The organism is Nostoc sp. LEGE 06077, assembly GCF_015207705.1.
Lineage (GTDB): Bacteria > Cyanobacteriota > Cyanobacteriia > Cyanobacteriales > Nostocaceae > Nostoc_B.
This window is the reverse complement of the sequence record NZ_JADEWI010000027.1, coordinates 42,990-61,449: the sequence shown is the minus strand read 5'-3', so window position 1 is coordinate 61,449 and position 18,460 is coordinate 42,990. Positions and strand designations below refer to the sequence as shown.

General features: G+C 40.2%; 15 protein-coding genes and 1 pseudogene. 5 read left to right on the top strand and 11 right to left on the bottom strand.

The features are described 5' to 3' along the window. The first annotated feature begins 165 nt into the window (after positions 1-165). Both IQ244_RS17820 and IQ244_RS17815 read left to right on the top strand, forming a co-directional pair. Entirely contained in the window at positions 166-924 is a 759-nt protein-coding gene (locus IQ244_RS17820; RefSeq protein WP_193896434.1) for a peptidylprolyl isomerase, read from the top strand. Beyond that, entirely contained in the window at positions 873-3,578 is a 2,706-nt protein-coding gene (locus tag IQ244_RS17815; RefSeq protein ID WP_193896432.1) for a type I secretion system permease/ATPase, read from the top strand. Before IQ244_RS17820 ends, IQ244_RS17815 begins: the two co-directional genes overlap by 52 nt. Before the next feature lie 192 nt (positions 3,579-3,770). Here IQ244_RS17815 and petJ read toward each other — a convergent pair whose 3' ends face one another. The 6 genes from petJ to IQ244_RS17785 all read right to left on the bottom strand — a co-directional run bounded on the left by petJ (position 3,771) and on the right by IQ244_RS17785 (position 8,004). Further along, positions 3,771-4,115 (bottom strand): cytochrome c6 PetJ, encoded by a 345-nt coding sequence (petJ, locus tag IQ244_RS17810; RefSeq protein WP_193896470.1) that lies wholly within the window; start codon positions 4,113-4,115, stop codon positions 3,771-3,773. Positions 4,116-4,401: 286 nt separating this feature from the next. Next, positions 4,402-4,818, bottom strand: coding sequence for a plastocyanin (petE, locus tag IQ244_RS17805; protein ID WP_193896430.1), 417 nt, complete (start codon positions 4,816-4,818; stop codon positions 4,402-4,404). A gap of 476 nt (positions 4,819-5,294) precedes the next feature. Then, positions 5,295-5,786: a photosystem II cytochrome c-550 gene (gene psbV / locus IQ244_RS17800; RefSeq protein WP_193896428.1), complete on the bottom strand. Its 492-nt coding sequence runs from the start codon at positions 5,784-5,786 to the stop codon at positions 5,295-5,297. Positions 5,787-5,863: 77 nt separating this feature from the next. Then, positions 5,864-6,118, bottom strand: a complete 255-nt coding sequence (locus IQ244_RS17795) for a hypothetical protein (protein ID WP_193896426.1) — start codon at positions 6,116-6,118, stop codon at positions 5,864-5,866. Positions 6,119-6,274: 156 nt separating this feature from the next. Continuing rightward, a complete protein-coding gene (locus IQ244_RS17790) occupies positions 6,275-7,111 on the bottom strand; it encodes a carbohydrate ABC transporter permease (RefSeq protein WP_193896424.1) in 837 nt (278 codons plus the stop codon). After that, positions 7,108-8,004 (bottom strand): carbohydrate ABC transporter permease, encoded by an 897-nt coding sequence (locus IQ244_RS17785; protein ID WP_193896422.1) that lies wholly within the window; start codon positions 8,002-8,004, stop codon positions 7,108-7,110. The genes IQ244_RS17790 and IQ244_RS17785 overlap by 4 nt, the downstream gene beginning before the upstream one ends. Before the next feature lie 155 nt (positions 8,005-8,159). On the opposite strand from IQ244_RS17785, the gene IQ244_RS17780 reads away from it, so the two are divergent. After that, positions 8,160-10,592: an ATP-binding protein gene (locus IQ244_RS17780; protein ID WP_193896420.1), complete on the top strand. Its 2,433-nt coding sequence runs from the start codon at positions 8,160-8,162 to the stop codon at positions 10,590-10,592. A gap of 62 nt (positions 10,593-10,654) precedes the next feature. Here the strand turns inward: IQ244_RS17780 and IQ244_RS17775 are convergent, their stop codons facing one another. Next, the gene (locus IQ244_RS17775; RefSeq protein ID WP_193896417.1) at positions 10,655-11,902 is read right to left on the bottom strand and encodes an ABC transporter substrate-binding protein; all 1,248 of its coding nucleotides are present in this window, start codon (positions 11,900-11,902) and stop codon (positions 10,655-10,657) included. Between the two features lie 152 nt (positions 11,903-12,054). Between IQ244_RS17775 and IQ244_RS17770 the strand changes: the two genes are divergently transcribed. Continuing rightward, positions 12,055-13,431, top strand: coding sequence for an MFS transporter (locus IQ244_RS17770; protein WP_193896415.1), 1,377 nt, complete (start codon positions 12,055-12,057; stop codon positions 13,429-13,431). Positions 13,432-13,493: 62 nt separating this feature from the next. Here the strand turns inward: IQ244_RS17770 and accD are convergent, their stop codons facing one another. Next, a complete protein-coding gene (gene accD / locus IQ244_RS17765; RefSeq protein WP_193896413.1) occupies positions 13,494-14,444 on the bottom strand; it encodes an acetyl-CoA carboxylase, carboxyltransferase subunit beta in 951 nt (316 codons plus the stop codon). Positions 14,445-15,061: 617 nt separating this feature from the next. Between accD and IQ244_RS17760 the strand changes: the two genes are divergently transcribed. Beyond that, entirely contained in the window at positions 15,062-15,397 is a 336-nt protein-coding gene (locus tag IQ244_RS17760; protein ID WP_193896411.1) for a DUF433 domain-containing protein, read from the top strand. Positions 15,398-15,744: 347 nt separating this feature from the next. Here IQ244_RS17760 and IQ244_RS32545 read toward each other — a convergent pair. From IQ244_RS32545 to IQ244_RS17750, 3 genes and pseudogenes are all read right to left on the bottom strand, one after another. Beyond that, positions 15,745-15,862, bottom strand: a pseudogene (locus IQ244_RS32545) (four helix bundle protein); the annotation flags it as partial. A 99-nt stretch (positions 15,863-15,961) separates the two neighbouring features. After that, entirely contained in the window at positions 15,962-18,034 is a 2,073-nt protein-coding gene (locus IQ244_RS17755; RefSeq protein ID WP_193896409.1) for a caspase, EACC1-associated type, read from the bottom strand. Next, a complete protein-coding gene (locus IQ244_RS17750; protein ID WP_193896399.1) occupies positions 18,027-18,431 on the bottom strand; it encodes a sugar ABC transporter permease in 405 nt (134 codons plus the stop codon). Before IQ244_RS17750 ends, IQ244_RS17755 begins: the two co-directional genes overlap by 8 nt. Positions 18,432-18,460: the final 29 nt, after the last annotated feature.

Sequence of the window (18,460 nt, the reverse complement as noted above, 5' to 3'; positions counted from 1 at the left end):
TGTCTGTTTATTTACACCAACCTGTACTAGTTATCTAGCCAAATTTAAACATATTTTTAGGTAACACCATAGAAATGTAGTTGCCATAATTACCTATGCTGACTCCTGGCACAGTTCAGGTAGCCGTCAATTATGAAATTTTAGCTTTTTTTCTTGAGTTAATTCATGGAATCTTTATCATTTCTGTCAATAAATGATCATCCACTCTCAATCACACAGGCAGTAAAATATCTGCAAGCTTCTGGCAAATTATCACAGTTTATTGGTGATATTCTTCGCCAGTACGTGATTGAGCAAGAAATCCAAACTAGAGATGATTTAGATATCAACCCAGCTTTAACAGAACAAGCAGTTATTGACTTTCGGTTAAAAAATCAACTAACTCAACCACAAACTTTTCAAGAATGGTTACAAGCAAATGGTACAGATTATGAAACATTCCATTCATCCATTACCTTGGGTTTCAAATTAGAAAAACTCAAAACAGTAGTGACGCAAACTAGCATTCCTGAGTATTTTATTGAAAGAAAAATTTTTTTAGATCGTGTTGTTATTTCTCGGATTATTGTTGAAAGCCAAGAACTTTGTGAAGAACTCAGAACTCAAATCGAAGAAGGAGGCAACTTTGAACAACTAGCCAGAGAGTATTCTCTAACAGAAGATCGCATCATGAACGGCATGATGGGAGCAATTAGCCGTGGCACCATGCCAGACACATTGCGGGCAGCAATTGATGTTGCCAGTTCTGGGCAATTAGTAGGGCCAGTAGAACTAGAAGGACGTTATGGTTTGTTTCGCGTAGAACAATTTCTGCCAGCGTCTGTAGAAGATACTCAACTCCAACAAGCATTACAAAATGAGTTATTTGAAAAATGGCTAGCAGAGAAAATTCAAAAGCTAACAGTGAAATTACAAATGGGTTAACACCTCTGGATAACGAATCTTTAGAAATTAACGCTATAGCAGAAATACCGTGGAATCAAGGGCCATTATGTTGGCTAAGTAGCGAACAACAAGCGAGATTGCGTCATCAGGTAATTATCCATCGCTACCAACTAGGAGAAAAAATCTGGTCAACGCAAAAACGCGGCTACCAATACTACATCGTCTCAGGCAAAGTCAGACTCAGACAAGAACAAGATAGTCTTGCCTTAGCAGCCTTGCAAACTGGCGACTGGTTCGGCGATCTCTACAGAATAGCCGCAGACTGCAAAGCCGTAGCTGCCAGCAAAGAAGTCATCGTCGCTTGTTGGGACAGCGCCCTGTGGACAGAATTTAGCACTCCAGAAATTGAACAATTTTTCTCCGGTTCCCCAGCAGAACCAGCACCAAGCAATACTCAACCTCAAACCAGCCCAGAATCACAACTGCCCCTACCAGCAGCAACCGTTAGCCCCCCAGAAACTCAGCCGCCAACTCTACAAGAATTACTCAACCGCACTCCAGATACCTCAAATTATCCCTTCATTGCCCACAGCAACACTGCCGCCGCTTGCCTGACAATGGTGGCGCAACAACTAGATAACCCGGTTCAACTCGAATGGGTACAACGACAACTGCGGGGACAAAACTCTAAACACATTATCGAAGCTGCGGAAAAACTTGGACTAGTATTGCGGCGACTCCAAGTTAGTTGGGACGAATTACCAAAACTTTCATTTCCGGCCTTGATGTTATGGCGCAGCGAAACTCAACCCCAGGCCAGTTGGGTAGTTGTTTATGCCGTCAAAGGTTCACGCTTAATTATTGCCAACCCCCTAAATCTAGGGCAAATATGTGAGATTCTCCCACAATCAATTGTCGAAGCTGCCTGGGATGGGCAACTTTGGCAAGTAGAACTAATTAACAAACAAGAAAAATTTAACCTCAGTTGGTTTGTTCCGGCTGTCTGGAAATATAAAGGATTATTAGGCGAAGTCCTGCTGGCATCCTTCACATTACAACTATTTGGCTTAGGTACGCCCCTCATTACCCAGGTCGTGATCGATAAGGTAATGGTGCAAGAAAGTTTGCCTACCCTGGATGTGATGGCGATCGCTTTATTGTTAATTGCTTGCTTTGAGGCGGTGCTTGGCACTTTGCGCCTATTTATCTTTACCCATACTGCGAGACGCTTGGATTTAAGCTTGTCGGCACAGCTATTCCGTCATCTCATGCGCTTGCCCTTAGCTTATTTTGAATCTCGGCGGGTGGGTGATACTGTCGCCCGTGTCCAAGAACTCGAACAAATTCGGCAATTTCTCACAGGTACAGCTTTAACCGTCATTCTTGACAGCATCTTCGCCGTTGTCTATTTGGTGTTGATGTTTTACTACAACATCCCTTTAACTTTTGTCGCCTTGGCAGTGTTGCCGTTGTTTGCCACTTTAACAATTTTTGCCACACCAATTTTACGCAACTGGCTCAATGAAACGTTTAACCGCAGTGCCGACAGTCAATCATTTTTAGTAGAGACAATTACAGGCATTCATTCTGTCAAAGCCCATGCCGCTGAACCCGTAGCGCGGGAACGTTGGGAAGGTTTATTTGCCCGATTTATCCGTACCAGTTTCAAAGCCTCAACGACATCTAATATCAGTAGTAATATTGGTGACTTTCTCACAAATTTTTCTACATTATTGATTCTCTGGGTGGGCGCGAAGTTAGTAATTGACCAAAAACTGACTATTGGGCAGTTGGTAGCTTTTCAGATGTTATCGGGGCGAGTCACAGAACCACTGTTGCGGTTGGTACAACTATGGCAAAATCTGCAACAAGTATTACTGTCAGTAGATAGAATTGGTGACATTCTCAACACTGCCCCAGAAGCGGAACCAGGCACAGGATTAGTCTTACCAACATTAAAAGGGCAAGTGACTTTTGAGCAGGTATTTTTCCGTTACCAAAGCCATACTGAACCTGTGTTACGTGGGATCACTTTTGATGTACAACCAGGGCAGTTTGTCGGGATAGTCGGACGTAGTGGTTCGGGCAAAAGTACGGTGTCAAAGTTGTTGCAGCGTTTGTATCAAATTGAGTCAGGGCGGATTTTAATTGATGGGTTTGATATTAAGAGCGCTGATTTAGCATCACTGCGACAACAAATTGGCGTAGTGTTGCAAGAAGACTTTTTGTTTAATGGCTCAGTTTTAGAAAATATTACCTTGGGCAATCCAGATATTACTGCTGAACAGGTAGTAGAGGCGGCGAGATTGGCTGTAGCCCACGATTTTATTAGTCAATTACCTTATGGTTACGAGACAAATGTTGGTGAGCGAGGTACGGCTTTGTCTGGCGGACAACGACAACGGATTGCTTTGGCACGGTTGTTTTTGTCTGATGCTCCGATTTTAATTTTGGATGAGGCGACGAGTGCCTTAGATAGTGAAACAGAACAACAAGTGCTGCAAAACCTGCAACGAGCTTCCGCAAATCGCACGGTGTTTTTGATTGCTCACCGCTTTGCACCACTCAAGCGGGCTGATTTAATTGTTGTGATGGAGAAGGGTGTAATTGCTGAACGGGGTACTCACACTCAACTTTTACAGCAGAAGGGTTTGTATTGGTCTCTTTATCAGCGTCAACAGGCTAATGTTTAGGTAAAGTTAAAAGGTAAAAGTTAAAAGGCAAAAGTCAAAACACCAAAGATTTTCATTTCTAGGCTCTGGTTATAGATCTGCGGAAATCACCAGACTATCTGAAATGAGCAAAATCTTGTGGTATAAGTATTCTTTCTGTTTACTTTTACCTTTGTACTTTTGCCTTGTTGTCCTATTCCCTGGGACAGCTACTTACCACCCTTGTTCTGCTTGCTGAAAAACGTAAGCAGCTACATCCAAAATTTCTTCGGAAGTTAACTTATTTTTGAAGGGAGGCATAGCATTTTTCCCATTCTGCACTTGATGAATAATTGCCAGAATGGAGTCTGTGTTATAATTTGCCAAGTATTTTGATAATGCTTCTTTGGTTAAAGTTTTTTCGGCAACGAGGATGTTACCGCCGCCTATGTGGCAAGAAGAACAATTGGCGCTGAAGATTTTGGCACCGTTGGATGTTTCGGCAGCTAGTGCTGGATAAGTAAATGTTAGTTTGAATAGCGCGATCGCTACAAGTAACATTAACAAAAGTATTCTCAAGTTATTCTCCAGGCTCCAGCGACTAAATAAATTATTCTCATAACTATTGATTAATGTGCTGCCAATATTTTTTGAATTGGTATTTATTTTATCAGTTTTACATTTCCATAAAATTAGCGGTAACGAGTTAATCTCTGACATCGCTATGCGCTGTTGAGCATTCTGGGCGGAAATCAAACTCGTCACCGCTATTAGTTAATTTTTTGTATGTGCCAGATTCTGGCGTTTGTTGCTTTGTGAATTTAACTGAAGAGCCTAGAAAATATCTAGGTCAACAGTGCTACTTCTATTCAACAGTGATTTTACCAACCATCCCAGCACCACGGTGGGGTTCACAATAGAAGGTGTATTCACCCGCTGGTGCATCGGCGGGGAAAGTGGTTGTGTCTTTTTGACCAGGACTCATTAACAACTGTTTGTGAGACAGAGATTTAGCTAAATCTGCACTCTTGGCAGGGTTGAGGGCTGCATCAAAGACAATGTTATGGGGAGGAACTTTGTTGTTTACCCATTCAATTGTATCGCCGGGTTTGATCGAGATCTTTTTGGGTTCAAATACTAGCAACCCTTTATCGCTACCGAGCTTGACTTGGTAGGTTTCTGCGGCGGCGGAAGGTGTAAAAATAGCGAAACTGCTCACAACTAAAACAATTGTCAAAACAGCTAGGCTCAAGCGTCGCAGGCTTGCTGCAATCAATTTCATGACTTTCTCCTAACAGATGGTTTTTTTTCCCTATTTCATTCTAAATAAAATCAACGCCAAAGTTTGACAATATGTCATAGATCTAAATTTTTTTATGAATTGGGCGATAAATTAACATTCAGAAACTTTGCCACCAGCAATAATTCCTAAATTACATTGCACCCAAGAAACATAGGGGTGGATACTTTGACACTTCGACTACGCTCAGTAATCAAGGATGTAAGGCAATACGGTTAAGATAAGCTTTTTTGTCTTTTACTGTTCCCAGTTCCCTTATCTCCACAAGAAAACTTTCTTAACTGAACCGTATTGGAGTACAAGGGAGGAAAAAGTAGTAAATTATGCTCAAAAATATAGGGATTAGGTACTGGGAATTTAAGATTTCAGATTTTAGATTACAGCCTAATCCAAAATTTTTGCTCAAACCTCAATCCCTAGCACCTAATCCCTCAACACTCAGCAATTAATACTGAGGCTTAGTAATAAATTTTGCCCCCGCCCCACTTGCTACCGACAACCTTGGGTTGTAGGAGGATATGACCAGCGATCGCTACTAAATCATCTTCGGTCAGATTTCGCATTTCTGTGAAAATATCTGCACTCTTGAGGCTGGGGTGTAATTCAGAGATTTCCTCTTCCCCGTCATAAGTAGTGGGATTTTTCATGTAATCTACCAAACCTGCAATATTATTCCGGTTGGGTGTCGCTAATTTTAGAGCTTCTGGTTCAAGTCCGACGTTTTGGTTGACCTTAGTAACGCCACCAACATGACATTGGGCGCAAGCGTATTGAAATAAGCGTTTGCCTTCTTTAACTTGTTTGAGGCTAAGAACGACTGTATCACCCTGTTCATTTAATGGCACTGTTCTGGTAGCTGCGTCTAGTTCCACAGCTGTAGCACTACCGACCATCAACTGAAATGCCAGTAAAACAGTAACCACAACAACGCCAATTAATCTTCTAAACATTGTTTCCCCTTAAAAATTTTGACGCTCAACACAGCTAAATAATGCGATGTTCAATCTCCGTGTCGCTAACAGCGGTTCTATGTTATTAAAAATTCGCTCCAGTCCGAAATCGCCCTCAAGGTGACTCTGGTATCACTCACCGAGTCGCTAGTACCTTGGTGGTAAATTTCCGACGATGTTTGCGCCATAATTGCTTTTGCATTTTCTAACGCCCAATGAGCCATTTGGCATTTATAGGCAATTCCCAATTGCTTATACAGAGAAAACACTTTCGCCACAGTCATACTGTAGTTTTTTGCTATCTCTGCGATCGGTAGATCTGCAAAACCCATAATGTTTGTTAACAGACAAATAGAGATTAAGTCGCTGTAATACCAATATCACGTTAGGAGTGCAATTTGTTGCCCAAAATTCTGATCAGGGATCAGGGGCGTAGGGGAGTAGAGGAAGTAAGAAATGACCATTGACAAATGACCATTGACTAATAACTATCCTTTCCCGCCTGTAAAGGCTGCACTTTGAATAAAGTAACGGTTGAAGAAAGCATATATACCTAAAGCTGGCAGAGTAAACACCATCGAAGCTGCCATGATGTAGTTCCAATAGCTGATGTATAGACCTTTGAAGGTGTTCAAGCCCAAGGGTAAGGTGAACATTTCGGGGTCAAATAAAATGACGACAGGGAGCAAAAAATTATTCCAACTACCCATGAAGACGAAAACGGCTTGGGCTGCTAGGGCTGGTTTAGCTAAAGGTAAGACAATATGTCTAAAAATTCCCCAGGTAGTTAAACCATCTAGTTGTCCTGCTTCTTCTAATTCTCTAGGGAAATTGACGAAAAACTGCCGCATCATAAAGATAAAGGTAGCATTTACCATCCCTGGCACAATCATGCCTTGATAAGAATTTAGCCAACCGATCGCCTTTAAAATTAAAAAGGTAGGAATCAAGGTAATTTGCGCTGGGACTGCCAACACTGCCAAAATTAAGAAAAACCAGAAGCTTTTACCGACAAAGCGCAGTCTCGCTAAGGCATAACCAGCCATTGAGTTAAAGATTAAGTTTAATAGTGTCACGCTAACGGCGATCGCTACACTGTTAAATAACCAGCGCCAAAATAGCGGTTCCTGTAAAAAAATTTGCTTGTAATTGTCTAAAGTAAAATTCTGCGGGATAAAATTACTGCTGCCGTTGACAATCTCTGATAATGGCTTAAATGATGCCGACAATGCCCAAAGAAAGGGTATGACAGTAATCACTCCATAAACCGTCAATACTAGGTATAACAACACTTTGAGCCAAGGAATGCGAGAAATTGTCTTCAAGTTTTTTCGCCTCCAAATAACCGCCGCTGAATTAAAGTTATAGTAATAATGACTACGGCCAATAAAAATGCGATCGCCGCCGCATAACCCATCTGTAAATTGCGAAATACCGCTTGGTAAATTAGCAAGACTAAAGTCAGCGTTGCATTATTCGGGCCGCCAGTCCCACCAGAGAAAATATAAGACTGGTCAAATAATTGAAAAGTCCCAATTATCCCGATAGCGACAACAAAAAAAGTTACAGGCTGGAGTAACGGAATTGTTATGTAAATAAACTGCTGCCAAGTATTTGCCCCATCTAGTTCCGCCGCCTCATACAATTTTTGAGGGATATCTTGTAACGCCGCTAGATAAATCACCATATAAAACGGTGCAGTTGACCAAATATTCATGATCATGATGCCTTTGAGTGCTACAGATGGATCTCCCAACCAGTTATAAGTAGGTAAACCTACAAAAGCTAAACCATCATTCAATAGCCCATCTGTGTTATAAATCCACATAAAAATCAGCGTCAGCACCGCCGAAGAAGTCACTGTGGGCAAAAAATAGAGGATACGCCACCAATTTTTGCCGCGAATCCCCGAATTGAGAGTTACCGCCAAAACTAAAGCCAAAATAGTTTGGCAAGGTACGACAATGGCCACATATTCCGCCGTATTTTTCAAAGCAATCCAAACGCGTTCATCTTCAACTAAGCGGCTGAAATTGCGAAACCCGATAAACTCATACTCAATCCCGCCAAGAAGTTGTACTTTGTGTAATGAAAGAAAAACAGCGTAAATAATCGGTAATAAAACAAAAGTTCCCAAAACCAGAATAGTGGGCGCGAGAAACAGATATCCAGCCAGATTTTCTGTAATGTGATTCTGTCGCCTATGAATTTGCAACATAACTTAACCTCCGCCTAATTCCGCACAACCCAGTTGCAGCGATAGGTAGGGCATGATTATTTATGGTACATCGGAGACTGTGGCGATCGCTTATGTAAGTTAACTGCATATCTCAATTTGGGAACAATAGATTTGGTTATTGTTAAGGATACAAAATGTCATATACAGCCTACTTAAGCTCTATCAAAAATGAACTTCACAGAACAGGTAAAGCTAAAAAAAGCTTGAGAGTGAAAACCATTATGGAGCAGTTTGGCTATCAACGCAGAAGCCAAGCCTTCATCGATGATTTTAATACTATTCTTGATAACTTAGGGTTGTATGCCGAGCCAGCTTTTGATTTATATGTTCCGTTAGATACCAAGATAGATATTTCTCTCAAAGATGTAGAATTTTCTCAAGAAACTTTAGCATCTGAACCAATTTCGCAAAAGCTTAGAGAAGTCATTCAAGTCAAACATGATTTCTTTTACTATTTATTTGACTTTGGCTCTGATCAAGAATATGAACGCTTCCAGTCTTGTTTAGATTCAAATCAACCTATGGGAATTTTTCTCATTCCTCAAGATGTAGATTTCTTTTCTGATATTGTTGTCAAAATATTTAATTATGAATTAATTAGAAAGTTTCAATATAAAGGTCTAACTGAAGTTACAAGTTCTTCTGTCAGGCAATTTGCTACTAAGATAATTGACTCAGATGACGATAATGAAAATGAAAAAGAAAACTCTATTCAAGGAGCAAATATATTTCATTTTTACCGCTCAACTATGACTAGTGTCATACTAGGAGGTACTGGATTGGAATTACTCGATTCAGAAAAATTTGACGAGCAGTTTGAATCTATATCTTTGTCTTTAAATAAATATAATTCTACGCAAACATTTCTTTTATTTCATTGCCCATCTTTGCGAGAAATTCAAGCCCAACAAAAAGAAGATAGTTTAGGACATTTAGTAGATACAGTGGCTAGTAAAATTCCTTTTACTTTTACTATGAGATGTAAATATTCTCATGAAGCTGCCATTGAGCAAAAAGAAGAAATATTAGCTCACTTTCGTCTATTACTTGAACTGCCTTATTATCAAACAGATGAAGATGATGTATCGCTACTCAATTATTTTTTAGAACTACAAAAAGCCCAGATTCAAGCTGAATCACAATTGTTATTGAGGATGAAACCGGAACATCTTTATCATCTAAAATGGCAACAAGAAAGCACTGAATATATTTATCTGAAATATTTTGCTATCAAAACATTAGAAAATCTTGGATATGAATTATCGCATATCGGCTGTGAGGTAGAGTTAACTTCTCAAGACGAAGATAATACAGATGAGGATGAATATGAAGAATATCAAACTGAAAAAGTTGAAGTATATGTCAAAAATAAGATTGTAGTAGAAATAGAAACTCTCAAATATCAAGAGTTTGCGGATAATAATCTCTTTTTTGACATGATTAAGAGAATACTGCGAAAATCTCAGGTATGGCCAAATAATTTAGAAAGTGTTTGGTTGGTAGTACCTGGATTTGAAATTGCTCGCAACTATTATCAACTCAAAAAGACTAAAGAAATTTTAGAATATAAACTAGCAGAATACTATGGGGATAACTTTAAAATTATAGTTATGACCCCAGATTATGAAAAACATCAATTAGTACCTGTGTCTTTTGAAACGATTAATTATCCGACTTTTGAATATGGATTTAAAAGAAATGCTAGAAGACAAATCATACCAGTTACCAAACAAGTAAAACTTGACTTTAGCCAAGTCAAAGGACTAAATGAAGAAAAAGAAAAATTAAATAAACTGCTCAAATTACAATCTAAAGGACATAAAGGTGCAATTGGGGGTATTCTTTTCTATGGATTACCTGGATGTGGCAAAACGTTACTAGCTAATGCTTTTGCTAATGAATCAGGGAGATATTTCTTTAAATTTTCCCCGGCTGATATTATCAGTGTTTGGATAGGTCAAAGCCAAAAAAATATTCGAGATATTTTTGCTCAAGCTAAGAAAAAAGCCCCTTCTGTGCTATTTATAGATGAGTTAGATAGCATTGGGTTTAATCGGAATGATGAGAATTCCCATACTGATCAAAGAGCCACAATCAATCAATTATTGATTGAACTGAATAATATTAAAGATAGTGATGTCATAGTTATTGCTGCTACTAATTATTTAAGTGGCATTGATAGTGCCTTGAAACGTTCTGGTAGATTAGATTGGAAAATTCCGATTTTTCCACCCAACCAAGCCGAAAGAGCCGATATATTTCAGCATTATCTATCACAAATTAATGTAAATCAGTCGATTAGTTTTGAAATGTTAGCAGAGAAGAGTAGCAGATTTACTTCATCTGATATTGAGTTAGTTTGTCGAGAGGTCAATAATGCTATTTTGTTGGAAGAAATAAATTCATATCTGACAACTTCAGATGTAATTGCTTATATTGATAATCTTCAAGATGGGGGTTTGAGTTTGACTCAAGAACAGGTGAAAGAATTTTTGGAAGAGTGTAAGCGGCTGAGTGTCAAAAATCCTAAGCTGGAAACCTTGAGAGTAGAATGGGAAATTGATTAGGAATAGTCGCCAAATAAGATGGTGCGTTGCGCTAGGCGACAACACACCCTACTTTAATGTATTTACTTCATCACTTTAATTTGCTGATTTGCAGAATTCTCCGCCCGTAACATCGCCTGATTTAATGTTTGTTGTCCTAATAAAGCACTGACAAACTGATTATCAAAATTATTCATAATTGCTTGGGGATATTGACCAACTTGCCAAGGTGTTGCATAACTCACTCCTGCAACTAATGGTTTTCGCAGAATATCTTTGTCGTAGCCTAATTTTTGTGCTACCGATTTTCGTGTTGGGAGTGCAAATCCTGTGGCTGTCCATTTTTGCATTCCCGCTTTACCAGTCAGGGAAGAAATCAACTCCCAAGCCGCGGCTTTATGCTGAGATTGCTTGTTCATAACATAGGCGACAGTGAAAACCATTGTGCCTTTTTGATTGTTAATTCTGGGTAATTCTGCGGTAGCAAATTTGAGTTGGGGAAAGGTTTCTTGTAAATAAGGAATCGCCCAATTCCCTTCAATCACCATCGCTACTTTACCCTGACCAAACATTTCGCTACCTGAGTTTGTGCCAACATCAGATTTTTGGGCAGATGATTTATCTTTTTGATACTGGTCGATAACTAATTGCAAACCTTGTAAACTAGTTTGACTAGCAAAATTCGCATAACCGTTCTCATCAATAATTTGTCCATCAAAGGCTTTAATTTTATATCCCTGACGTGCTAATTCAGGCAATTCACCAAAACCATATTTGTTGAGCTTGCTTGTTAATTTTTGGGAATAAGAACGTAGTTCTGTCCAAGTTGTTGGTGGAGTATTTAAACCTGCCGCAGCAAAAGATTTTGTGTTATAAAACAGAGCTAATGTAGAATAGTCTTTCGGTAGCCCATAAATATGGTTTTGATATTTAAAACTATCTAAAAGGGTAACTTCAAAGTCTTCTATGTCAAATTCTGATTGAATGTAATTATCTAAGGGTTCCAAAACATTTTGACTCATCAAAAAAGGCGCTTCGAGTGCATCAAGATAAAAGACATCAGGAGCCGCATCTCCAACCAAACGGGTTTTGATGACATCCATATATTGGTCAGAAATAACTTCGTATTTAACTTTGATGTTGGGATGCTGGGTTTCAAAGTCTTGCAAAACTTGTTTTAATAGCTTTTGCTCAACTTGAGAACCAGCCCAGCCACTAAGTTTGATGGTGAGGGCGTTTGCTGTTGGTAGTGGTAGAGTGTGACAAGCAATAATAGCGATCGCAATCCCTATTACTACACCTAAAAATCTGCACAAGCTGATTCTTTTCACGGATAGATGACAGTAGCTTTCACTTCACTTATATCGTCTGTAGCTCAAGACAGATGTTTAACAAATCTGAATTTTTGTTGAGATTAAGCAAGATAAAATAACGAAAAATTATACCTAAAACTGCACCCAGGTGCGTTACTTCAAATATAACTATGGATTCTGTTCAGGTTGAAACAGCTGCTTCTCTGACTCTGGAAATACCCCAGATTGTTACGCCCCCAACTACACTGCTTCCAAGCAAAAAACCTGTCTTCCGTATTTCTAAGGATGCTATTCGTACTAGTTTACGAGCCTCCACTGTGGATGCAGTTTTAGCAACGGTTTTTGGTATTACTACGGGCGGGATTCTACTCAGTAATTTCCTTGTGGAATTAGATGCTAGTCCTGTAGTATTTGGGATGTTATCTTCTATACCCATGCTGGTAAATCTCATTCAGCCATTGGGTGCTTATTTATCAGAACGCACTACTAGCCGTTTTCGCTATGCGCTGGGAATATATGGAACTGCTCGTCTAGTGTGGCTAATTTTAGCGATCGCTATTGTTATTTTTAGTTGGGGCGGTATCAGTTCACAACAGTTAGTTTTGATGACGCTGTTGATTGTTTTAGCCACTCATCTTTTAGGTGGGTTAGGTTGTGCATCGTGGATGAGTTGGTTGGCGATGATTGTTCCGCGACGATTGCGCGGTAGGTATTTTGGAATTCGCAACAGTGCGGTTAGCTTGACTAATTTGCTGTGTCTGCCTTTGGCTGGTTTAGTCGTATCTCATTGGTATGGGGGGAATATTCAAGGTTATGGGGTCGTACTGCTAATTGGGGTGGTGTTTGGCATTGTTAGCATCGGCTGTCAATATTTTAAGGTAGATATTAATCCCCAGTTGCAAAATTCTCTAGGTTCTGCACCTATAAATAACCCAGATGAATTAGTTGCTTTACCTAATACGAGTATTTGGAAAAATAATAACTTTTTAATATTGCTAATTTATATCAGTTTATGGATGTTTGCTGTTCACTTGAGCGCACCTTTTTTTAATCTCTATATGTTAGATACCCTGGGTATAGATGTTAGTTGGGTGACGCTTTACGGAAGTTTGCAAGCTGGTGCCAATTTGTTGATGCTGATTTGGTGGGGCAAATTAGCAGACAGAGTAGGTAATCTTCCTATCTTAATTTTTGTGGGGATTCTGGTGGGACTGACACCAATTTTTTGGTTAGGAATTAATGCTAATCAACTGGATATTTGGCTATGGTTGCCACTTTTACATATTTTGGCTGGTGTGACTTGGGCAGCCATTGACTTATGTAATAACAATTTGCAATTAGCGATCGCACCAATTAAAAATCAGTCAATTTATTTTGCGATCGCAGCGGCTGTGGCTGGTGGTAGCGGCGCTTTAGGCACAACTATCGGTAGTTTCATTGCCCAATTTGCCGTTTGGGGAGGTTTACTGGGTTTATTCGCCATCTCTGGCTTGTTGCGCCTCGCCGCACTTGTACCGCTGTTTTTTGTGCAGGAACCAGGAAGATAAGGCAAAAGGCAAAAGGCAAAATAAATCTAGACTTTTACCTTTTTACTTTTACCTTTTTACTTCTACTCAACTGCTGTAGAACTCAATGTCATAGACTCCCACAACATCATGGAAGGGGCGGTTGTAACTGGTTGATGTAAAGCAATTAGCTGGGACAAGGTATTCTTTAACTGAGTGCGAGGAACAATATCGTCCACAAAGCCATGCTTGAGTAAATCTTCAGCAGTCTGAAAATCATCTGGCAGTTTTTCGCGGAGGGTTTGCTCAATCACTCGCCGACCAGCAAAACCAATGGTTGATTTGGGTTCTGCCAAAATAATATCGCCTAACATGGCAAAACTCGCAGTTACGCCACCAGTTGTAGGATTGGTTAACACGGGAATATACAATAATCTGGCATCACGATGGCGGTCTAAAGCTGCGGAGATTTTCGCCATCTGCATCAGAGAAAGCATACCTTCTTGCATTCTCGCACCACCAGAAGTGCAGACAATAACGACAGGGTAACGTCGTCCAGTTGCTTGTTCAATTAAGCGGGTGATTTTTTCCCCAACAACGGAACCCATACTACCACCCATAAACCGGAAGTCCATCACTCCCAAGGCTACGGGCATTCCGTTGATTTGTCCCAAACCGGTTTTCACTGCATCTATAAGACCGATTTTGGTTTCCATTTCTCTCAAGCGATCACTATAGGATTTGCGATCGCGGAATTGTAATGGGTCAGTCGGTCGCAAATGCTCATCTATTGCTTGCCAAGTATTGTTATCTATCAATTGGCGGATGCGTTCATCACTATCTACCCGATTATGATGTCCACATTCAACGCAGACCATTTGATTAGCTCTCAAATCTTTTGTATAGGTTAAAACACCACACTTAGAACATTTGTGCCATAGCCCGTCAGCAATTTCTCGTTCTTGCCGTTCCAGGTTGGTAGAGCCTGATTTTCTTCGATTTGCAAACCAATCAAACAGAGACTTTAAACCGCGTGATTCTTCGTTGTTTGCCATTTTTATCTTATTCAAGTGGGTATGGGTTGAAAACTGTCATTTGTCATTAGCAAAAACAAAACACAAATGACGACGTAGCCAAAATTACGCTTATAAGCAATTCAGACCTTATTTTGCATCTTTGGTTGCCAGCTTAACGAAAATGCTTATACCAATACAAGTCTCTCGCGGATATCATTTTGTAAATGTATTAGCTTGCGTCATCTCCATTGGCATACCAACTCCCGGAAAAGATGCTGTTACCCAACCCTAGCGGCAATCTGCTGTCCCCATATTTTGTAAATCATTGTGCTAGTTTCTGAGCAGTTGGCATCTGTGGCATTAGTCTTGCCAACAGGTCTATTTCGTTAAGAGGGTAATACAAGTCACAGGCTGATATTATCAAAAGCTGAAGCGACGATGGGGTAATGACGGTTACAGTCGTTAGGAATTGTAATTGCTTTCTTAAGGTACGAACAGAAAGCTTATAACCAATATTATTATAGTAGATCACGCGATCGCCTGCTAGGTGCAGAATATTCAATTTGCGATCGCCCAACTTCTCTTGCCAAGAATCGCTGAAATTAGTTCGATGTTACGATCAGGCAATAATATCAACATATTATTTTTAGCGAACTATGCAGCTTGAAGACTACTTTAACTTTCTTGCGCCTGATGATATTCGACTCCAGGGTACAAGAGTAGGAATTGAAACGATTTTATTTGACTACCTTTTCCGTGCTAAAACTCCCGAAGAGATTGCTAAAACCTATACTTCACTTACTTTAGAGCAGGTTTATGCTACTATTCTCTACTACTTACACAATCAACAAGCTGTAGATGCTTATCTCAAAGATTGGCTAGAGTGGGGCGATCGCATGAGAGAAGAACAAAGCCGCAACCCTAATCCAGTTGTTAAAAGGCTACGTAAATTAAAAGCTGAAAAAATGGCTATGCAAACTCGTAGCAATTAAAATAGCGATCGCCAACATTCTGCAATAAGTAGTCTGACAGAATTAATTACACAAAGTCATTGCGAGGAGGAACGACGAAGCAATCGCATTAACTCGTTCATGTTGAGTGATTTTGCGATTGCTTCGCTCCACTTCGTTGCGCTCGCAATGACAAACTAAAAAGTGGGATGCTCCCTTCTAAATCTTGCATTAAGCCAATTCGATCTAATAAATTACGCCCTGGTTCTAGTTCTACTAAAAAATCTACATCACTTTACTATGTGAATTTAAATTTTTGTAGTTGAGGAATTTTTGTTTTTTTATATCATTTATTGGATTCCACTTCGTTTCACCCAACCTACGAGAGATTGCTGTAATAATTCGATTACCCAGTAATAATTTATGATCTCTGGGCAGGCGATTTAAAATTGGCACGTACCACTTGATTAAATCGTAGGTTTTCTGTATTATGGGTAAATCACTCATCCGTGAAATCTCAAAAAAATTTATCGCGCAGAGCGCGAGGGTTTAAAAAGGGTAAAGAAAATAGGGCAGAGGGCTAAAGGGTAAGAGTATAAAGCGCTACTAAGTCCTGCCCCGCACAACCACAACCCGAAAAACCACGAAGCTGCCCCTGTTGTCACCCTCACTCCTGCTGCGATTCGCCGAACGGCAATACCTAGGACTGCGGTACCACGAACCACCGCGCAGCAGTCGATATTCATTATCATTCTCAACCAGCCATGCACTGCCATCAGTTGGCGCATTATTATAATTTTCGTGCCACTCATCCTGACACCATTCCCATACATTACCACACATATCGAATAAACCAAAGGGGTTAGTCAGAAATTGCCCAACTTCTGTTGTTTTTTGTCGATATTCACCCTTGGGAGCAGAACCGTAAGTGTAATCGCCGTTGTAATTTGCTAACTCTGTCGTAATCGTTTCGCCAAAATAAAACGGCGTAGTCGTTCCTGCACGACAAGCATATTCCCATTCTGCCTCACTGGGTAAGCGATATATCTTACAAGTCTCTCTTGACAATCGATCGCAAAACTCCACCGCATCATACCAAGAAACTTGTTCTACAGGGCGGTTAGCACCTTTAAAATAGGATGGATCAGAATCTAAATCAATATTTACCTTATCAAAAGCAGCAACGGCTTGCCATTGCCCTTGGGTGACGGGAAATTTCCCCATAAAAAAGGGTTGAACAGTGACATTATGCTGCGGACTTTCAGAGTCATATCGTCCCTCTTCACTCTCTGGCGAACCCATGAGGAATTTTCCGCCAGGAATTGCAACCATATCTAGAATTACGCCATTACCCAAGTCTTCGGTAAAAAACTCGGCGCGTCCCTGGCTGCGGTTGATGATTTGTCCTTTAGCATCTACCTTTACTATTTCAAATTCAAACTGATTGGTTTGAATAGTTGTAGGTAACGTAGAACCCCTTTCCAAACCTCTCCCCGCAGCGGAGAGAGGCTTTGAATCTTGCTCCCCTTCCCTACTAGGGAAGGGGCTGGGGGTTAGGTTTGAGGAATACGCCGCGTCAGGTAATTCTTCCGCAGATACAGACTGTTTTTGTTGACCAAGAATTCGTTCTTCTATTGGTGCAACATCTTCATCTCGTAAACCTAAATGTTGTTGATAGTCTCTAAGATCATTGAAAGTTGTTTCACCCAATTTCGGATCATCTGCAATTGTCTCAATCAACGTTGCTTCATATTCTTCTAATTTACGCTGATATTCCAGATATGGTTTTTTAACTTCCGCTTCAATTGCATCAGCCACATCAGAGTCAAGCTTGAACTGATTCCGCAATGAGTTTAACAAGCGACGAGCCGGGATGGTAAACTTACCACGATTGATCCGGCGTTCCACTTCCTGACGATATTTCAGCTTAGGGTCATCCTTGGGCGACTTCGCCAAAAAAATCCGATAACCTTCTTTTACAGGATAAAATTCTGGTGTCATCGCGGGTGATGCTTCTTGCACTTTGCTTTTCGTATATTTGTGCAATTCATCCACCGCAATTAAACCATCACCATCTAAATCTGCTACACCTTTCTCAATGCCTTCTACCAGATAATGAGTGTAAATTGACAAGTCCAACCCATCAGACTCAAAAGCATATTGTGTAGAAGAGGAAGCTGTGAGAATTGCTCTACCCTCACCGCCTAATTTTTGTTCTAGGTCAATATTATCAATGTCTTTTGCTGTCAAACCTCTGGCAAAAGCACCACTAAAGCAGCAATCTAAAATTACTACCTGTCGCTTAGATTTGCTTTGGTTCATCCAACTATGTACACTTGTCCCAGCTACGGCGGTTGTAGGGACTAATTTGTTTTGATTTTTTCTGGTGATGGAAGTTGAGAAGTAAAAATCACCGCTTTCAACTGTCACTCCATGTCCAGAAAAATAAAACAGCAGCAAGTCATCCTTGTCACGATGGGCATACAAGTTATAAATAGCATCTTCCATTTCTTGCCGTTGGGGATTTTTCAGCACTGTGACATTCTCTGGTGCAAAATCACCCATTTCTGGGTTTAGCAAAACTCGCCGCATCGCCTCAACATCATTCACAGCATTGGGTAGCGGTGTTAGTCCTAGTTCATATTCGCTAATCCCAATTAACAGTGCTACCTTAGCCATTATTGCTGTCTTGTCTATTTTTGGCGTTGTTCAATAAAGTTTCGGTTTTTTCGAGGATGAATATCAAATCTTCTTTGCTACTAGCTTTCGCCTTGAATTTTTCCCCGTAAGCTTCTACTTCAATTTCAAAGGTTTTGTTAGACAAACGGCCTAAAAATTCAAACACAGGCTTGATAACAGCAGGATTAACCAGGGCTTTGAATGTCCCCAAAGAAAAACCACCCAACGCCTTAGAACCTTGTGGTACTTCTGTAACTGCAACTAAATCTGCGTCTTCTACCCCATCCACATCTCGCAACTGGGGGAGTAAATTTTGTACTTGGGCTTGCAATTCTTCATCATCCAAACCCAATTCCGTCAGGGAAACTGTCACCTGAATATCAGATTTAGTTACCATATAAATCGCTTAAATATAATGTAGAGTCT